The following is a 17,351-nucleotide window of genomic DNA, read 5'->3' on the forward strand; positions in this document are numbered from 1 at the left end:
TAGGAAATTAATGAATATGCTACGCGTTATCTGTTTTATATGTCTTATAATTACCGCAAATATCTCCCATGCAAAATGGGCAGGGTTTGAAGAAGCCTCTATAAAAATGGATATCAACAATCAGGATATTATCATAAAAAAAGATGGAACTTATGAATCTATAATTGAAGAAGAATTTGAGATTCTAAAAGAATCTGCTCGCGACAAAGCAACTCGCTATACTTTATATTATGATGGGGATAGCCAAAAAATAGAAATTTTAGAAGCCAAAACTATTTTTCAAGGTAAAGAATATCCAATTGATCCCAAATTTATCGAAGACAAACCGCTTGCAAGCAGCAGCGAAGGATTTGATCAACAATATCAAATACTCTTAGCATTTCCTAAAATTGAAATTGGAAGCAAAATATATCTAAAATATAAAAAGACTATAAATACCCCCCCTTTAGATAATTATTTTTCTGCATTTTTTGAGTTTGGCAGTAGGGAATGGTTGGCTAATTCTAACATAAAGCTACAATCTGGAATGCCTCTGAATATTTTTGTTAATGACCCAGAAAATCACCTAATTATAACAAAAGACAATGAAGATGACTTTCAAAAATTAGAAATCACTCTTAACAAAGATATATATAAACACACTATCAATGAACCAGAAAATGGACTGGATAATTACAAACTTCTCACATGGGTTTCTATATCAAGTGCGAATAATTGGAAAGAACTTGGGAAAGACCTTGCCGAACAAAATTTTGCAAAAATTTACAAACAGGAATTACCTAAAGAATTTAATAGAATTGCTAAATCTGCTGCAAAAATAAGAAATGAAATTGATCAAATTAATGTAGTAACTTCTATGCTTAGGGACAGAATTCAGTTCTTTAGTGATAATACCACTGTTGAAGGAAGACTAGCCCCTAGAAATCTTGTTCAAATTAGCAAAACCCAACTCGGCGATTGTAAAGACTTATCGGCAGCAACAGTGGCGATTCTAAGTAAGTTAGGATATAAAGCACAATTTGCTTTGGTTCTTAGAGGAAACACATTATTTGCTCCAGAAGCTTTAGCTGATCTTAGATTTTTTAATCATGCTATAGTAAAAGCAATTAGCAAAACAGGTAAAATATATTGGATTGATCCAACCAATATTCAAAGCATGGCTGGCAATATTTTTCCTGACATTGCCAATAAACCGACTTTAGTTTTAGATTTAAAAGATCCTATTTATGAGAAAACTCCTGGCGTTGATCCAAAGAAAGCTGTAATTTCTCATAACCGTGAAATTGAGATTATTTCTGATAATAAAATTGTAGAAAAAGGTAATTTACTCCTACAAAATGAAGAAGCTCTAATCATAACAGGAGCAGAGTTATATACTTCTAAAAGCAATATAGAAACTTCTCTTTTTTATGCCCTAAGCGGCACTAACTTAGATAGCACCAACAAAAAACATATGGTATTGCCTGAATTAAAGTCAAGAACGGTGAAAGATGTTTATATTACTTATTCTTATGAACAGGATGGTAGATTATTTAAAACAAATTTAGGAAAGGGATTAAAGCTTAGTTATAATAGATTAGGAATAGATAAATTTATCCATGCTTCCCAAGATACAGTTTCTGATCTTTTCATAGGCGAGCCAAATAGTTTTAAAAGAAGAACTATTATTAAAAATATAGATGTTAAAAATGCCGAAAGTCTGAATAGAGAAATTAATACCAAGTGGGTATCTATATCTCGTAAATTATCATTTAAAGATAACATCTTAACTATTGATGATAGCACCATTGTTAAGAAAGAAATCATTCTTAATGAGGAACTACAAACACCTGAGTTCTTGAATTTAAAAAGAGAGTTAGAAGAAAATTTTAAAGATGTGTCAGTTGTGTTTAACTAGAGAATTCTATTTTATAACCACGAAGAAAATCAGATGTGACAATAGGATTCTTACCAGGACGTTGCATAATGAGAGGTTGGAAAGAACCTTGAGCACAAGCAATAATCAATAATTTATCATCAATTATTGTTCCGGGTTTAAAATTATGTGGAGTAAGATCATACTTAGCCGCTAATACTTTTATCTTTTCATTATTATGATAGAAAAATGCGCCAGGCCATGGATTGAAAACACGTATCTTTCGCATTAAAATTTCAGCAGATTCACTCCAATTAAGCTCTGCTTCTTCTTTGGTGATTTTACTTGCATAGCAAGCACCAATTTCACTCTGTTTTTTTGGAGTGATTTGATCTATATTATCCAAAACTTTTATAAGATTCTTAGCACCCAGTGAAGCCATCTTATCCGCTAATTCTTGATAAGTTATTTCGTCACTTAAAGAAACCTTCTCAAGATCTAAAACATCCCCCGTGTCTATACCTTCATCCATTTGCATAATGCACATTGCAGTTTCTTTTTCTCCTGCAAGGATAGTTCTTTGCATTGGAGCAGCACCCCTATATTTTGGTAAATAAGATGGATGAATATTAATGCATCCATAAGGAGTTGCTTCTAAAATTTCTTTGGGCAATATTAAACCATAAGCTATTACCACTGCGCAATCTGCGCCAAGAGATTTAAATTCTTCCTGAACTTCAGCTTTACGTAAAGTCCTTGGAGTATAAACTGGCAAACCTAGTGAATTAGCTAATTGATGAACTGGAGAAAGAGTTTCCTTTTTTCCTCTACCGGCAGGCTTTGGAGCCTGGGTATAAACCGCTATGACCTGATGTTTTTCATGCAAAGCTTGAAGGGTTGGCAGTGAAAATTCCGGACTACCCATGAAAATTATTTTCATTTTAAATACTCAATTATTTGTTACGCATGGCCTTTTTAACATGGCGCAAGAAAACATCTCTTTTCATTGCTGACATATAATCTGGCATGGTGATTCCATTTAAATGATCATTCTCATGAAGAATGGCTCTGGCCATCCAGTCATCTGCTTCCATTTCCTGTTTATTACCATCATAATCTAAATATTTCACCTTGATTTCTTTAGGACGAGATATTAAAGAGCGTCCTCCTGGAAAAGAAAGACATCCCTCTTTCATATCTATCTTTTCTTCAGATAAATGAATTATTTCAGGATTAATAAAAAAATGTGGCTCCTTCAAAGATGGATCCGTTTTTTTACCAATATCCACTGTAAAAATTCTTTTCAACTGACCAACTTGAACTGCTGCAAGGCCTGCGCCTTCCTCATGATACATTGTTTCCAACATATCATCGAGAAAGCTTTGCAAGTTCTTATCAACCACCTCAACAGGATTAGATTTCATTTTAAGAAGAGGATTAGGAGTAAATATTAATGGTAATTTAGCCATTGAATTAATGCTTACATTCCAATTTATGAGCTTCCATCATTCCATCTAAAAAGCCCCATAAAACTTCTGCTGCTTCTGAAGCCGCTTTAGTGGCTATTTTCTGATCTTCTGGAGATAATTTTTCGATTAAACCAGCAACTTCTTCTGAATGCCAAACATCCGCACCTTTATGAACTTCAAAAAACTTTAATGCTTTCTCACCTGTAATATTATAAAACTCTTTTAGTCCTTGAATTTTACTTTCAGAAACTGCTGGAGTTTGATATTCATAAGCATATAAAGCACCAAGACCTGAAGCATATGATTCTTTACAAAGATCAAAGAATCTATTAACCAAAATTTCTGTCTTTTTATACGCTTTAACTTTAACTAAATCTTCTTCTTTAACTCCAAGCTCTGTAGCAAAATCTCTCCATAACTTAGGATGATTTTCATCACCTCTTTCTTCTTCAATTAAATTTTCTAGCAGCACTTGACGATCTTTCAAGTCGTCACATTGGCTATGGATTAAACTAACATAACGCGGGAAAGCCTCCACATGTTTATAATATTGATGGGCATAATCAGCCAGAATACTTTGGTTTAACTCCCCTGCAGTCCACATTTTGTAGAAATCATGTTTTAATAAATGCTTATCAGCTATTTTCTCACGTAAATTTTTAATAGACATTATTTTCTATCTCCTAATTGAATTTTTATTGCCCCAAGCCTATACCATTTTATCTTTTCAATCAAGAATAATTAATCCTCCAGTTAATGCCTTATAACGCTGCCAATATGCTACATCTTGAATCTTTCGATGTAATGCACGCATTCTTTTGATCTTAAAGCGGCTATCATATTGGTTAACTGAGTAACGCCCACCACTTCAACATCTATAACCATCTCAAAAAAGTCTTGAGATCTTCCTGTGAGCTTTATATTACTTATGTTAGAGCCATGCTTAGATATTATTGAGGTGACTGTAGAAATAGCCCCTATCTCATTAGAAATTGTTGTTTTTAAACGACATAGATGCTTATAATCTTTAGCATTTTTATCCCATGAAACTTCAATCCACTTATCTTCATCTTTATTTTTATGAAGCGCATCACAATCAGCTGTATGAATATTTACTCCTTGGGTTCCATCAAATACTCCAACAATCTGATCTCCAGGCAAAGGGTTACAACAAGTTGCAAAATGAAATACCGTCTCTGAAGCCATTCCTTTTACTAAAATTGGAGAACATGTAGGTTTTGGTTTCTTACGAAATTTTAAAAAAGAAAATTTATCTTTTAAATTACCTAATTTACTCTTTTTATTCTTATATAAAGCCCTAAGAACATCCTCTCTTGCAATACTACCTTCACCAATTGCAACATATAAATCTTCAATATTTTTTTTATGAAAAAGAGATAAGTATTCTCTAAATTCCTCTTCTTTAAACTCCTTTCCTTCCCCAATAAAGAATTTGGATAAAATAGATTTACCAAGACTGGCATATTCCTTACGCTGCTTGGAACGAATAAAATATTTTATCTCTGATTTTGCCCTGGCTGTAACCACAAATTGTTCCCACACAATTGAAGGAGCTTTGTTCTTAGAAGTTGAAACCTCAACTTGATCTCCATTTTCTAATATAGTTCTAAGTGGAGCTGCACGACCATTGATTTTAACTCCTGAACAAGAATTTCCAATATCAGAATGAAGAGCATATGCAAAATCAACAGGAGTTGCTCCTTTAGGAAGCGCTATAATTTCTCCTTTTGGAGTAAAACAAAACACTTGATCTTCATACATTTCTAATTTTGTATGCTCAATAAAATCTTCAGTTTCAGAATTATCAAGAATTGTTATTAATTCTCTAATCCATTTAAATCTTTTACCACCCACTGTGTCTTTCGTTAAATTTACATCTTGTTTATATCCCCAATGTGCAGCAACCCCCCAATCATTAAGATAATGCATTTCTTGGGTTCTAATTTGTATTTCAATGCGCTGCTTATTAGGCCCCACTACCACTGTATGAAGCGAGCTATATCCATTACTTTTAGGAGTGCTTATATAATCTTTAAAACTACCTGGAATCATCTGATAAGCAGCATGGATAATACCAAGAACCTGATAACAATCAATTACATCATGAACTATAACCCTAAAGGCAATAATATCTGAAAGCTGTTCAAAAATAATGTTCTTAAGCTTCATTTTATGCCATATTGAACAAGGAGTTTTCTCTCTTCCATTTACTTCTGCACTAATACCAAAATCAGAAATAGTTTTACTAATATGAGTTTCTATTTTATCAACCATAGACCCACCATCAGATCTTAAGTATTCAAGGCGGTTAATTATAGATTTTCTTTCTTCAGGATATAAAATAGCAAAAGCTAAATCTTGCAATTCATGCTTCATTTTTTGCATACCTATACGCTCAGCCAAAGGAGCGTATATTTCCATAGTTTCAAGAGCTATTCTTAAAGCTTTTTTTTCAGACAAAAAATGTACTGTTCTCATATTGTGTAAGCGATCTGCCAGTTTAACAACCAAAACTCTAATATCTTCAGACATCGCCATTAATAATTTTCGAAAATTCTCTCCTTCTCTAATATTATCAGGCTGAAATTTTATTTTTGCTAATTTAGTTACACCATCAACAAGCTTGGCAACATCTGTACCAAAATGAATTTGAATATCCTCTAAGCTAATTGCAGTATCTTCTACTGTATCATGAAGCAGAGCAGTAATAATGGAATCCTCATCTAAATGCATTTCAGCTAAAATCAAGGCAACTGCTAAAGGGTGGAGGTAATAAGGCTCCCCTGATGCTCTAACTTGGTTCTTATGAGCCTTCTTTGCAAACTCAAAAGCTTTAATTACCTGCTCAGGATTAAAGCTTGAATTATAAGATTCTATTTTCTTTATTAAGACTATATGATTCATAACAACCTAATAATAATTAGTTTTGAGATTGCTCTTCTGAAGGTAAATATAAATCACCCTTCACTCCACAACTTGTTAAATGTAATAATATGAGTATACTTAAAAATAACTTTTTCATAAATTTTATCCAAATTAAAAATTTAAGGAGGCCCTAGATGTTGAGAATATATACCAAATTACTTTTTATTTCTGTATTATTTTTTTCATCTATTGTTTCTGCTGAAGCCCCCCAGGAAACGCCACCGGAACAACCTTTATCCAGCGAAGAAACTCAGAAAACACCGCCGGAGAACCCTTTGAGAACACAAAATATACCTTCAATCTTTCAAAAAGTTACATCTCCTATATCTCTTTCGATAGACAGTATATTCTATAATCAAGATATGGAAAAGAAAACATTAGATAATTTTGAGAATCATTTTATTATTATTCATTTCTGGGCTAGCTGGTGCATGGATTGTCAAAGTGAATTAATTGCCTTAAATAAATTACAAAAAGAATTTAGAAAAAAAGCATTGATGGTGATTGTAATCTCTGAAGATTTCAAAGGAATTCCTGCAATTGACAAATTTTTCACAAAACACCAAATAGACTATTTAGACATTTATCTCGACAAAAAGAAATCGATATATAATAAATTAATGATTAATCATTTGCCAGCCAGCTATCTTATGGATTTTGATGGCAAAATAATTGCAAAATCAACCCCTGGGGTGCCTATTGATTGGGATAATGAAGAATTAAAAGAATATTTAGAATACAAAGTTAGCCAACGTCAATTATTACCCCCAGAATATAAAACGGTTAGAAAAGAATATATTCCACCAAAAATTGTTGAACCAGCCCCAATTCCTGAAAAACCAAAAGAAAAATCTAAACTATTTATAAATTAAAAGAGGCAAAATGACTAATAACGTTAAAAGAACTAATACAAAATCAAGTTTCTTAAAAAAATATCTTAAACTTTTTAAGCGCAAACATGTGGTCAACATACTTAATTTAGAGGGAGTAATTGGAGCAGTAAATTTCAAACAAGGACTCACCTTGTCTCATCTTAACAAACATTTAGAGCAGGCTTTTGAAGGAAAGAATGTTAAAGCTGTAGTCTTAAATATTAATTCACCAGGGGGATCTCCTGTTCAGTCTGAGTTAATTGCCAAAAGAATCAGCCAATTATCAAAAAAATCTTCTATTCCTATAATTAGTTTTGTTGAAGATATCGCTGCATCCGGTGGATATTGGATTGCTTGTGCGGCTCCAGAAATAATAGTTGCTGATAACTCCATAATAGGTAGTCTAGGAGTTCGTTTCTCGGGATTTGGTTTTAACAAAGCAATTGACCGTCTAGGAATTGACCGTCGTGTTTATACAAAAGGAGGAAACAAAGCGCTACTAGATTCTTTCTTGCCTGAAAGAAAAGAAGACATAGATATTATTTTAAATGTTCAGGAAGATATATATAATAATTTTAAGAACCATGTAAATCACTCAAGAAATGGAAAATTAAAATTTGAAGGAGAAGAAGCCTTTACTGGAGCCATCTGGTCTGGAAAACAAGCTGTTGAAAACGGCCTTGCCGATAAAATTGGGGACCTTTATAGTGAAATTGAAGCTAGATTTGGAAAAAAAATAAATATTCGAATAGTTAATCAAGAAAAGTCCTGGATCAAAAGAAAACTATCAATGATGTTGGATTCTGTTACTCAGTCAATTTCTAGTTATTCTGTTGACAGTTTAGCTGAAAAGAAATTTGAATTAAGATAACACCCCTCTTGAAATTATATGATTGAATACATAAATTTACAGTTAAGGAATCATATTCAAAAATTGGAAATATATTATGACAACTAACAAAAACAACAAAGAATCTGAAAAACTTGCTCAAGTGCTAAAAGACATACAATCCAATCCTCAAAAGCAAGAAGAGCAACCAGCCGAACTCAACAAACTAAAAGAAGAAAATACAGCCGCTATGGAAGAAATAGCACAGTTAAAAGAGCAGTTACTCCGTATGACAGCAGATGCCGAGAACTCTCGCAAACGTAATGCTAAACAAGTGGAAGATGCTAGTAAATTCGCTATAAATAAATTTGCACAAGATCTTATTGAAGTTCTAGAAAATTTATATATGGCCACTGATAGCATCCCAAATGAAGAACTAGAACAAAACTCTTCTCTTCTCTCCATTTATAAAGGAATTGAAATGACAAAAACAACCTTATTAAAGGTGTTTGAAAAATATGGATTAAAAAGAATTATGCCAGAACTTGGAGAAAATTTTGACCATAATTACCATGAAGCCGTTTCTCACATAGAACATAATGAATTACCAGCCAATTCAGTAACTAATGTTATGCGCGCCGGATATTCACTTCATGATAGATTAATTAAACCTGCAATGGTAGTGGTTGCAAAAACACCACAATTATAGAGTTAATATTGTCAATAGTTTTTGTAGTTTACTAAATCTCTTGATTCTTAGAGGTTGCAAACTTATCATATCTATTGTGTATACAAGATTTAACCCCTAAACGAATTAATTATTTAAGGAGACACCATGAATAAAATAACAAAAACATCTTTAGCTCTAGTAGCATTAGGGCTTCTATCTACTTCAGCCTTGGCTTCTAGTGGCAAACAAGACACAAGCTTCCTAAAAAAAGACAAAGAAACGCCTATGGAGGCTCCTGTAGCTCAAGAAATGATGGATAAATATGTAGTTTTAGAAGCTGCATATCAATTCAATGACTATAAACCTAAATATGACAATGCTTCCAGAGCAACTGACAACTTTAAAGATTCTGGATCTTTAGGTGTTGGCCTAGGAAAAATAATAAATAAAAATTTCTTAGTTGATGCTATGGTTTCATATGTTCCAGAAACAGATTTTGATTTCACATCTTCTGGCAATTCAGATAAATATGATTCAACTGTAGCTACAACTAAACTTATGTTAAATGGAACATATTTAATTGACACACCTAAAGAAAATGTTTCTCCATATGTTACTGTTGGTCTTGGTACTGCATATAACCAGTTTGACATCACCACAACTAGAGGTGGAACAGCTACTAAATTTGATAAGAGCAAATTGGACTTTGCATATCAAGTTGGAGCAGGTGTATCTTACAAGTTAGAGAACGACTACAGAGTTAGCTTAGGTTACCGTTTTGCTGACAACGGAAACACTTATAAAATTGATGGTGTTACTAGCGATAGACTTCAAAGCCATAGTGTAGTTCTAGGACTTAGAGTACCATTCTAATATTTTTTAATAACTATTTTTAAATAGTAACAAAAAAGGGGATCTTCTTTCAAGTGTCCCCTTTTTTATTAGATTAATATTAATTTTTAATATAAATTTAAGCATAATAACTGCCAAACACAAGGAGTCTTTATGAAATCTTTTTTATCAATATTAATGGGATGTTTTATTTTTATGTCTACAATCACTACATCGGCAAATGCTGCTGACGAAAATACTTTATATTTATACCTAAAAGATGGTCGCGTCACCATTGAGATGCGCCCAGACTTAGCCCCTCAACATGTGGCTAGAATCAAAGAATTGGTCAAATCAAAATTCTATGATGGTTTGAAGTTTCATCGCGTGATAGATGGATTTATGGCTCAAACTGGTGATCCTAGAGGAAATGGAACTGGAGGATCCGGAAAAAATATCCCCGCTGAATTCAATAGTGAACCTCACTTCCGTGGAACAGTATCTATGGCTAGGAGCAGCAATCCCAACTCTGCAGATAGTCAATTCTTTATCTGCCTTGCAAATGCTCGTTTTCTTGACAACCAATACACAGTATGGGGCCAAGTAACCGAAGGCATGGAATTTGTTGATAAAATTAAAAAAGGCGACCCTAACAATAATGGCAGCGTAACAAATCCTGACGTTATTGTTAAAATGGTACTTGCTGTTGATGAAGCAAAATAATACACAAAAGCATGGTTATAATTTATGAACCATATAATAATAGCAGGGCTTGGTAATCCAGGTCCTTCCTATGAAGGAACTAGACATAATGTTGGTTTCAAAATTATAGACGCAATAGCTGAAGAATTTTCTTTTCCAAACTTTAGCAATAAGTTTTCATCTTTAACTAGTAATAAAATTTTAGAGTCTCATAAAATAACTTTATTGAAGCCACAAACTTTTATGAACCTTTCGGGAGACGCGATATCTAAAGCTACCCATTTCTACAAAACATCTCCTGATAATTTAGTTGTAATTCATGATGATCTAGACCTAACTTTAGCTAAAGTAAAAATGAAAATTGGAGGAGGATCAGGAGGGCATAATGGTATCAAATCGATTGATCAACATATAGGTCCCAATTACTACCGACTAAGAATAGGTATTAATAAACCAATTCATCAAAAAAATATCAGTAATTTTGTGTTAAATAAATTTGCAAAAGAGGAAGAAATAATTATTCAAGAAATGATTGGTAAGATATTAGAAAACTTTGACCTGATTATTAAAAAAGATCCACCTAATTTTATGAATAAAATGACTAATAAGAACTGACTATCTAGTTCTTACATCTTGACTCTCTGCTGATCTACTAGCTCTAGACGGAACTTTATCTTTCCACTGTTTTTCTAATCGAAACTCAAAGTCTTTTATTTTTGACTCTTTAATATTTATTCTTGACCCCTCTTCTCTTGCCAAAAGATGATCTTTTTTAATCTGTTCTTTAGAAGAAATCCGTGAAGTTATTTGTGCATATGTGGGTAAATAATCTGCCCTATATAAAGCAACAGCAGCAGCTCCAACACCAACAACAGCAAGAGATGTTTGAGGATTGTTAGATACCACAGAATAAGCTGTAGATGCAATAGATGATAAAGATGATCCTACAGTGCTATATACCACACCTCCAACTAACACTGCATCCTTTATATAAGGAATAGTAGCTAATCTATCCCTTTCAGGAAGTGTATTAAAGGTTACAAATGGCTGAGCAACCATAGCAGCTAAATTACCTGTACAATTGACAAAAGTGTCTCTTTTTTCTTTTAAGGTCCCACCTGGTGTAACTGCTTCTACCGTCCTAATTATTCCTTCTTGCGTAACACCCGTAACAACATCTATAGCTCCCTTTACAAAACCTCTAGCTTTCGGTTCATCATTAATTTTATTTTTTTTGTTAACCTCATAAAGTAGTTCTTCTGTTGCATTCCTAAACTTCTCTATATCATCTCTTTTAATTGATAATTTAATTTCAGAAGAAGAAGCAACACTACTCTGCAAACAATGTTGTTTCTCAGCTTGAGAAAACTTCAAGAAAGTATTATATGTTGCAGGAGATACTAAAATTTCTCTATTAACAACACCTTGAATCAGTTCTTTAATATTTTTGTTATCCTTGTGATTTATGGCATTTAATAGCTTTCTAGAAGACTCTGAAGATTTCAAAACTTCTATTAACCCACTAAATTCTTTCTCAAAATTCTTTCCATCTATTTTGAAAACTTCTGGAGTTTCTTTACGAAGATAATCATGAGCTTCTAAAATATTTTTTTCTATTTTCTTTAAAGCAATACTCTTCCAAATTAGTGGAAATTTATAATACCAAGGTTGATTCTTAATCCTATGCTGCAAGGCAATATATTGATCTGTTAAATCCTTATTTGCTTCCACAACCCAATAGTTGAAATCATTGGTATTCTTGAGATTATCTGTTCTATTTTTAAACTCATCTATATTGTAAATAGCAGAATATTGTTTAAAATTTCCATGACCCTGTATAGACTTCTTTAAAGTGTTGCCATGCTTAACAAAACCAATCCCTCTATCATGCACAGATCCAATCATAACTTTATTGTTAAGATCCATTCTATGATCATTTTGCCCTCTGGTTAACAGCCTAGTCATATATTTTTTAGTAACTTCCCTTGCATATTTTGCAGCCACTCTTCCAGCGGCCAAAGCCGAAGTCATTTTTATGGCCTTGCCAACAACAGACACACCAGGAAATTTTTCATCTTTTGTATAATATTCAACAACTCCTCCTATCTTTGCCAAACTTATGGCTGTTGACACAAACAAAGCAGCATCAAATATACTGGTAACTTCTACCTCATAAGGATCGGCTCCTCTACTAAGCAAGGTTTGGGTTAAATTCGGATAAGAGTTTTTATCAGAGGAAACTTTTTTGTTTAGCGCCTTCTCTATCTCTTCATGATTTTCTTCACTTTCCAGCCAATCTCTCTGGGCTGAGATTAAATATGCTGAATTTCCATTATTATTCTTATGAGTAATATCTAAATTATTTTCTGATAATACAGTTTCGATCATCTCTTTCTTGTTTAAAGCACAAGCATAAATTAGAGGTGTATTTCCTTGCTTATCCACTGCATTTATATCTGCTCCCCTCTCAAGCAATATTTTCACTAAATCTACATTATTATTGATGACAGCTAACATCAGCGGAGTTAAACCTTTCTTATTCTTATGGTCAACACCAACTCCAGAATTTAATAAGTCTGTTATGACATTTGTAATATTGATTGTAGATAATTCTGAATAGCTTAATCCCCTCTCATTTGTTGTCTTGGATTTTTCACCAGAATGGGTTGCTAAATAATGTAAAGCGTTGTTACCTTGAAGATCTAGCTCTCTAGGATCTGCTTTTTTTAATCCATATTCTATAATTTTATGATTATATCCTTCACAAGCAGCCATAAGAATATTGGTGCCATTTTTGTTTTTACCTAATGAAGCTTCGTCTTTTAATTCGTCAAAAATTATATTTGATCCTGACTTTGCAGCATAAAGAATCTGGGTATTTCCTAGAGAATCTTGTACATCAATAGAAATATTACAATTGTCCCTAATATATTCATAGATGTTTTTATCTCCATGCTTTGCAGCAAGCATTACCAGCTCTTTGCCATTTTCTTCAAGATAATCTAGAGCCATAGGATGTTCTAAAATTTTTGAGAAAACCTTCTTTTTTAGGTTCAGATTAGAATCTCTTGTCTGTTTTTTTGAAGCCACATAAGAATCTGTTAGAATTTTAGGATTGTGCTTTAATGCAGCCCCAATATCAAATGAATTATTAGATAATAAAACCTCCATTGATTTATAAAGATTATCAATAGTTTCTTGATATGAAGCAATTTCTTTCTGTTTATCCTTGGATACTGGTTTTACTTTCTCTAACCTTATAACCTTCTTCTCTAATTCTATCTTTCTATCATATGCTTTATTCAGTAAAGTTTTACCTTCATCATGATTGTTTATTCTAGAAGGATCACATTCTAATAAAAATTGAACATCTTCAAAAGATCCTGATAAAACTGCACCCTCTAGGAATTTATTTTTTAAACTAGAATCAACGCTTCTTAGTTTTAGATAATTGGACATTAAATCATGGTCTTTATTAGCCAAAGCTGCCTTGATCATAGATCTTTGAACGGTAAACCTATTTCTTTCTTCAATATATTTACTAAATAACTCATCAGTTAAATCAATATGGCCATTACTAATAGCTGTTCTAATCAGCTTCTTTACATATTGTTGATCTTCTATTTTTATATGTTTTTTCATTAAAATTTGGAAAATCTCCAATGAGGAAGAGATCTTGCTACTCTTTGCCAATATTTCAAAGGTATTATCTTGTAATGTTGCTCCTTCAGAAACAAGCTTACTAGCCAGATTAGGTTGCCCATTATAGCAAGCTTTCTCCAAAAGAGAGTAACCTTCTTCATCTAATTCATTAATATTATCAGAATTTATTACATCTAATAACTCTTGTGGATTTTCAGTCCTATGATATATTTCATGTATGTTTTTCATCTTTCTTTCAATAAATTAAATAATATAACCTCTACAAGGTAGATTATGTCCTATAACTAATAATAATGCCCTTTTTTTAAAGGCTATACAATATAAAGTTATCCATACTTTAAGTTAAAACAAACAACAATTTTGATTATCTTATTAAAAAATTAAATAAAATAAATCTCTTTAAAGTAATCTATTTTTATGGTATGTTTGGCGGAAATTCATCTATGTGTTAATTAAAGGCGCTGCTCTGTGATATTTTCCTTTCACTAAAAGAGAATTAACAAAGAGCTCAGTGAATTTTAAGTAAAATAAGATAAGATTATATTAACTATATTTAGATAATTAGATTATGAGTGATACAAAAGACAAAGATCCAAAAGAAAACTTACAATGCTCTTTTTGTGGAAAGAGTCAGCACCATGTAAAAAAACTGATTGCTGGACCAGATATGTTCATATGTAATGAATGCGTTGAGCTTTGCGTTGATATTATGAATGACCCTAATTTATCATCCAACATAACTGAAGAAAAAAAGAGGCCACTCACTCCCAAAGAGATTGTGAATATTCTTAATGATTATGTAATTAGCCAAGATCATGCTAAAAAAATTCTTTCTGTAGCGGTATATAACCACTATAAAAGATTAGAACATATTGATAAAAAAGAAGAAGTAGAAATTAGTAAATCTAATATCCTTTTAATTGGACCTACCGGTTGTGGTAAAACACTTCTAGCTCAAACTTTAGCTAGGATTCTAGACGTTCCATTCACCGTGGCAGATGCTACCTCTTTAACTGAAGCAGGTTATGTGGGAGAAGATGTTGAAAATATTATCTTAAGATTGTTACAAGCCGCTAATTATGATGTGGAAAAAGCACAACGTGGTATTGTTTATATTGATGAAGTAGATAAAATCTCACGTAAATCTGAAAACCCATCTATCACTCGTGATGTATCAGGAGAGGGCGTACAACAAGCATTATTAAAAATCATGGAAGGAACTGTTGCCTCTGTTCCCCCACAAGGTGGACGCAAACATCCTCAACAAGATTGTGTTCAAGTTGACACCACCAATATTTTGTTTATTTGTGGTGGCGCATTTAGCGGATTAGATAAGCTTATTTCAGCACGAGACGAAAAAAGTTCTATTGGATTTGGAGCAAAAGTACAAAGTAAAAAAGAAGTTTCTGAAGAGGATTTATTAAGTAAGGTTGAGCCAGAAGATCTAGTAAAATATGGATTAATTCCTGAATTCATTGGCCGTCTACCAGTAGTTGCTACTTTAGTTGACTTAAAAGAGGACGCATTGATAGAAATCCTAACAAAACCCCGTAATGCTTTAATCAAACAATATAGTAAATTATTTGATATGGAAGATGTGCAGCTAAAATTCTTAGACAATGCACTACAGGCCATAGCTAGAAAAGCTATAGATCGCAAAACTGGTGCACGCGGACTTCGATCTATTATAGAATCTATTTTATTAGACTCTATGTTTGAATTGCCTGATGATAAAAAAATATCTGAAGTGATTGTTGATGAGGAAGTAGTAGCAGGAAAAAAGAAACCTATGACTGTATTTTCAAATTCCCAAGAAATTAAACCTACTACTCTAAACAACACAGGCTCTAAATCTAAAGATAAAGCCTGCCATATATAAGGAATTCGATCTATGGAAGAATTGTATATTATAGATGCTAAGCGCACAGCTATAGGAAGCTTTAATGGCAGCCTGTCAAACTCACCTGCTCATATGCTTGGGGCGGCATTAATTGAATATTTAATATCAAATAACAATCTAAATCCAGCCTTAGTATCTGAAGTTATAATGGGACAAGCATTAACTTCAGGGCAAGGGCAAAATCCTGCAAGACAAGCAGCTATCTATGGAACATTACCTAACACAGTACCAGCAATGACTATAAATCAAGTCTGTGGCTCAGGGCTGAAAGCAATAGCTCTGGCGGCCCAAGCTATTATAGCTGGAGATGCAGATGTAATTATAGCTGGAGGACAAGAAAATATGAGCCTTGCTCCGCATGCAATAAACATACGCAATGGACATAAATTTGGTGATACTAAATTGACCGATCTAATGCTATGTGATGGACTTGTGGACGCTTTCTCTTCTGCGTCGATGGGAATAACAGCCGAAAATATAGCAAAAAAATATAATATAAGCCGACAAGAGCAAGATGAATTTTCTTACCTTTCTCAAAATAAAGCAGAGACTGCCCAAAAAAATAATCGTTTTGTTGATGAAATCCTGCCTATTACTATAACAAAAAAGAAGGAAGAAATTATTTTTAATAATGATGAATTTATTCGTCATGGAACAACCTATGATGCATTAGCCAAACTACGCCCTGCCTTTGATAAGCAAGGAAGCGTTACTGCCGGTAATTCTTCTGGTATTAATGATGGTGCTGCTGCTGTTTTATTAATGAGCAAAAACAAAGCTGAATCATTAGGACTCAAACCAATAGCTAAGATTGCTTCTTATGCTTGCACCGGAGTGGCTCCTGATATTATGGGAACTGGTCCAATCTCTGCAACACAACAAGCTCTAAGTAAAGCTAATTGGAATATCAATGAATTAGACCTTATAGAAGCTAACGAAGCTTTTGCTGCCCAGGCCATATCTGTAAATAAAGAATTGGGATGGGATGTTAACAAAGTAAACGTTAATGGTGGATCAATAGCCCTTGGTCATCCAATTGGAGCATCTGGTGCTAGAATTTTAGTAACATTACTCTATGAAATGCAAAAACGTGATGCTAAAAAGGGCCTTACCACTTTATGCGTTGGTGGTGGAATGGGCGTGGCTATGTGTATTAAGCGCTAGACATCACTATTTTATTTTTTGAATAACAGATTCTAGTTCTTGAAGAAACCGAGAACGATCTTGTTTTAAAAAACTCTGATTATAACCAGAAATTTCACCAATTTCACGAAGATGAGTATTTAGATTTCTCATGGCTACCATCACGCCTATATTATCTTCGGTAAAACTCTTGCCCTTAGGCCCTATCACATAAGCAGATTTTTTAAGACATCTTTCAGCCAGTAATATATCCGCTGTTATTGCTATATCATTTTGTTGTATATGTTCAGCAATCCAATTATCGGCAGCATCTGCTCCAGCAGAAACAAGAATTTTATGAACTTTAGGTCCCATAACCTGAAGTATCCAGCTATTACTAATCATATAAACTTCTAATCCGTAACGCCTAGAAACACGAATTACTTCATCTTTTACTGGACAGGAATCTGCGTCCACATATATATTCAACAT

At 33.1% G+C, this 17,351-nt stretch carries 16 protein-coding genes; 9 read left to right on the forward strand and 7 right to left on the reverse strand.

Annotated elements, in window-relative coordinates; genetic code table 11:
* Positions 1 to 10: 10 nt before the first annotated feature.
* The gene (locus N4A31_04650; protein MCT4635517.1) at positions 11 to 1,897 is read left to right on the forward strand and encodes a DUF3857 domain-containing protein; all 1,887 of its coding nucleotides are present in this window, start codon (positions 11 to 13) and stop codon (positions 1,895 to 1,897) included.
* On the opposite strand, the gene fmt is transcribed toward N4A31_04650, so the two are convergent.
* The 5 genes from fmt to N4A31_04675 all read right to left on the reverse strand — a co-directional run bounded on the left by fmt (position 1,890) and on the right by N4A31_04675 (position 6,367).
* Positions 1,890 to 2,795: a methionyl-tRNA formyltransferase gene (fmt, locus tag N4A31_04655; GenBank protein ID MCT4635518.1), complete on the reverse strand. Its 906-nt coding sequence runs from the start codon at positions 2,793 to 2,795 to the stop codon at positions 1,890 to 1,892. The two genes, N4A31_04650 and fmt, sit on opposite strands and share 8 nt — an antisense overlap.
* 13 nt (positions 2,796 to 2,808) lie before the next feature.
* Entirely contained in the window at positions 2,809 to 3,324 is a 516-nt protein-coding gene (gene def / locus N4A31_04660; GenBank protein MCT4635519.1) for a peptide deformylase, read from the reverse strand.
* Positions 3,325 to 3,328: 4 nt separating this feature from the next.
* On the reverse strand, positions 3,329 to 3,994 hold the full coding sequence (locus N4A31_04665; GenBank protein MCT4635520.1) for a CADD family putative folate metabolism protein: 666 nt from the start codon (positions 3,992 to 3,994) through the stop codon (positions 3,329 to 3,331).
* A gap of 110 nt (positions 3,995 to 4,104) precedes the next feature.
* Complete coding sequence (locus N4A31_04670; protein MCT4635521.1) at positions 4,105 to 6,249, reverse strand: bifunctional (p)ppGpp synthetase/guanosine-3',5'-bis(diphosphate) 3'-pyrophosphohydrolase; 2,145 nt, start codon at positions 6,247 to 6,249, stop codon at positions 4,105 to 4,107.
* Positions 6,250 to 6,265: 16 nt separating this feature from the next.
* Positions 6,266 to 6,367 carry a lipoprotein gene (locus N4A31_04675; GenBank protein MCT4635522.1) on the reverse strand — a complete coding sequence of 34 codons (102 nt, stop codon included), beginning with the start codon at positions 6,365 to 6,367 and terminating at the stop codon, positions 6,266 to 6,268.
* Positions 6,368 to 6,404: 37 nt separating this feature from the next.
* Here N4A31_04675 and N4A31_04680 point away from each other — a divergent pair, with 37 nt between their 5' ends.
* From N4A31_04680 to pth, 6 genes are all read left to right on the forward strand, one after another.
* Complete coding sequence (locus N4A31_04680; GenBank protein MCT4635523.1) at positions 6,405 to 7,142, forward strand: TlpA family protein disulfide reductase; 738 nt, start codon at positions 6,405 to 6,407, stop codon at positions 7,140 to 7,142.
* Between the two features lie 10 nt (positions 7,143 to 7,152).
* Entirely contained in the window at positions 7,153 to 8,013 is an 861-nt protein-coding gene (locus N4A31_04685) for a S49 family peptidase (protein ID MCT4635524.1), read from the forward strand.
* A gap of 76 nt (positions 8,014 to 8,089) precedes the next feature.
* Positions 8,090 to 8,680, forward strand: a complete 591-nt coding sequence (locus N4A31_04690; protein ID MCT4635525.1) for a nucleotide exchange factor GrpE — start codon at positions 8,090 to 8,092, stop codon at positions 8,678 to 8,680.
* Positions 8,681 to 8,806: 126 nt separating this feature from the next.
* The gene (locus N4A31_04695; GenBank protein MCT4635526.1) at positions 8,807 to 9,514 is read left to right on the forward strand and encodes an acyloxyacyl hydrolase; all 708 of its coding nucleotides are present in this window, start codon (positions 8,807 to 8,809) and stop codon (positions 9,512 to 9,514) included.
* 132 nt (positions 9,515 to 9,646) lie between these two features.
* Positions 9,647 to 10,195: a peptidylprolyl isomerase gene (locus N4A31_04700; GenBank protein MCT4635527.1), complete on the forward strand. Its 549-nt coding sequence runs from the start codon at positions 9,647 to 9,649 to the stop codon at positions 10,193 to 10,195.
* A gap of 24 nt (positions 10,196 to 10,219) precedes the next feature.
* A complete protein-coding gene (gene pth / locus N4A31_04705) occupies positions 10,220 to 10,789 on the forward strand; it encodes an aminoacyl-tRNA hydrolase (GenBank protein MCT4635528.1) in 570 nt (189 codons plus the stop codon).
* On the opposite strand, the gene N4A31_04710 is transcribed toward pth, so the two are convergent.
* Positions 10,790 to 14,065 (reverse strand): ankyrin repeat domain-containing protein, encoded by a 3,276-nt coding sequence (locus N4A31_04710; protein MCT4635529.1) that lies wholly within the window; start codon positions 14,063 to 14,065, stop codon positions 10,790 to 10,792.
* 340 nt (positions 14,066 to 14,405) lie between these two features.
* Between N4A31_04710 and clpX the strand changes: the two genes are divergently transcribed.
* On the forward strand, positions 14,406 to 15,716 hold the full coding sequence (gene clpX / locus N4A31_04715; protein ID MCT4635530.1) for an ATP-dependent Clp protease ATP-binding subunit ClpX: 1,311 nt from the start codon (positions 14,406 to 14,408) through the stop codon (positions 15,714 to 15,716).
* 12 nt (positions 15,717 to 15,728) lie between these two features.
* On the forward strand, positions 15,729 to 16,901 hold the full coding sequence (locus tag N4A31_04720) for an acetyl-CoA C-acetyltransferase (GenBank protein MCT4635531.1): 1,173 nt from the start codon (positions 15,729 to 15,731) through the stop codon (positions 16,899 to 16,901).
* A 6-nt stretch (positions 16,902 to 16,907) separates the two neighbouring features.
* Here the strand turns inward: N4A31_04720 and N4A31_04725 are convergent, their stop codons facing one another.
* Positions 16,908 to 17,351 carry a YaiI/YqxD family protein gene (locus N4A31_04725; protein MCT4635532.1) on the reverse strand — a complete coding sequence of 148 codons (444 nt, stop codon included), beginning with the start codon at positions 17,349 to 17,351 and terminating at the stop codon, positions 16,908 to 16,910.

This window comes from Rickettsiales bacterium, assembly GCA_025210695.1.
Lineage (GTDB): Bacteria > Pseudomonadota > Alphaproteobacteria > Rickettsiales > CANDYO01 > CANDYO01.

Bases quoted from the DNA above. Each gene is read 5' to 3' on its own strand.
- N4A31_04665 (MCT4635520.1), bottom strand. From the start codon at position 3,994: ATGTCTATTAAAAATTTACGTGAGAAAATAGCTGATAAGCATTTATTA.
- N4A31_04650 (MCT4635517.1), top strand. From the start codon at position 11: ATGAATATGCTACGCGTTATCTGTTTTATATGTCTTATAATTACCGCA.
- N4A31_04720 (MCT4635531.1), top strand. From the start codon at position 15,729: ATGGAAGAATTGTATATTATAGATGCTAAGCGCACAGCTATAGGAAGC.
- N4A31_04695 (MCT4635526.1), top strand. From the start codon at position 8,807: ATGAATAAAATAACAAAAACATCTTTAGCTCTAGTAGCATTAGGGCTT.
- N4A31_04670 (MCT4635521.1), bottom strand. From the start codon at position 6,249: ATGAATCATATAGTCTTAATAAAGAAAATAGAATCTTATAATTCAAGC.
- N4A31_04725 (MCT4635532.1), bottom strand. From the start codon at position 17,351: ATGTTGAATATATATGTGGACGCAGATTCCTGTCCAGTAAAAGATGAA.
- N4A31_04675 (MCT4635522.1), bottom strand. From the start codon at position 6,367: ATGAAAAAGTTATTTTTAAGTATACTCATATTATTACATTTAACAAGT.
- fmt (MCT4635518.1), bottom strand. From the start codon at position 2,795: ATGAAAATAATTTTCATGGGTAGTCCGGAATTTTCACTGCCAACCCTT.
- N4A31_04685 (MCT4635524.1), top strand. From the start codon at position 7,153: ATGACTAATAACGTTAAAAGAACTAATACAAAATCAAGTTTCTTAAAA.
- clpX (MCT4635530.1), top strand. From the start codon at position 14,406: ATGAGTGATACAAAAGACAAAGATCCAAAAGAAAACTTACAATGCTCT.
- N4A31_04700 (MCT4635527.1), top strand. From the start codon at position 9,647: ATGAAATCTTTTTTATCAATATTAATGGGATGTTTTATTTTTATGTCT.
- pth (MCT4635528.1), top strand. From the start codon at position 10,220: ATGAACCATATAATAATAGCAGGGCTTGGTAATCCAGGTCCTTCCTAT.
- N4A31_04680 (MCT4635523.1), top strand. From the start codon at position 6,405: ATGTTGAGAATATATACCAAATTACTTTTTATTTCTGTATTATTTTTT.
- N4A31_04710 (MCT4635529.1), bottom strand. From the start codon at position 14,065: ATGAAAAACATACATGAAATATATCATAGGACTGAAAATCCACAAGAG.
- def (MCT4635519.1), bottom strand. From the start codon at position 3,324: ATGGCTAAATTACCATTAATATTTACTCCTAATCCTCTTCTTAAAATG.
- N4A31_04690 (MCT4635525.1), top strand. From the start codon at position 8,090: ATGACAACTAACAAAAACAACAAAGAATCTGAAAAACTTGCTCAAGTG.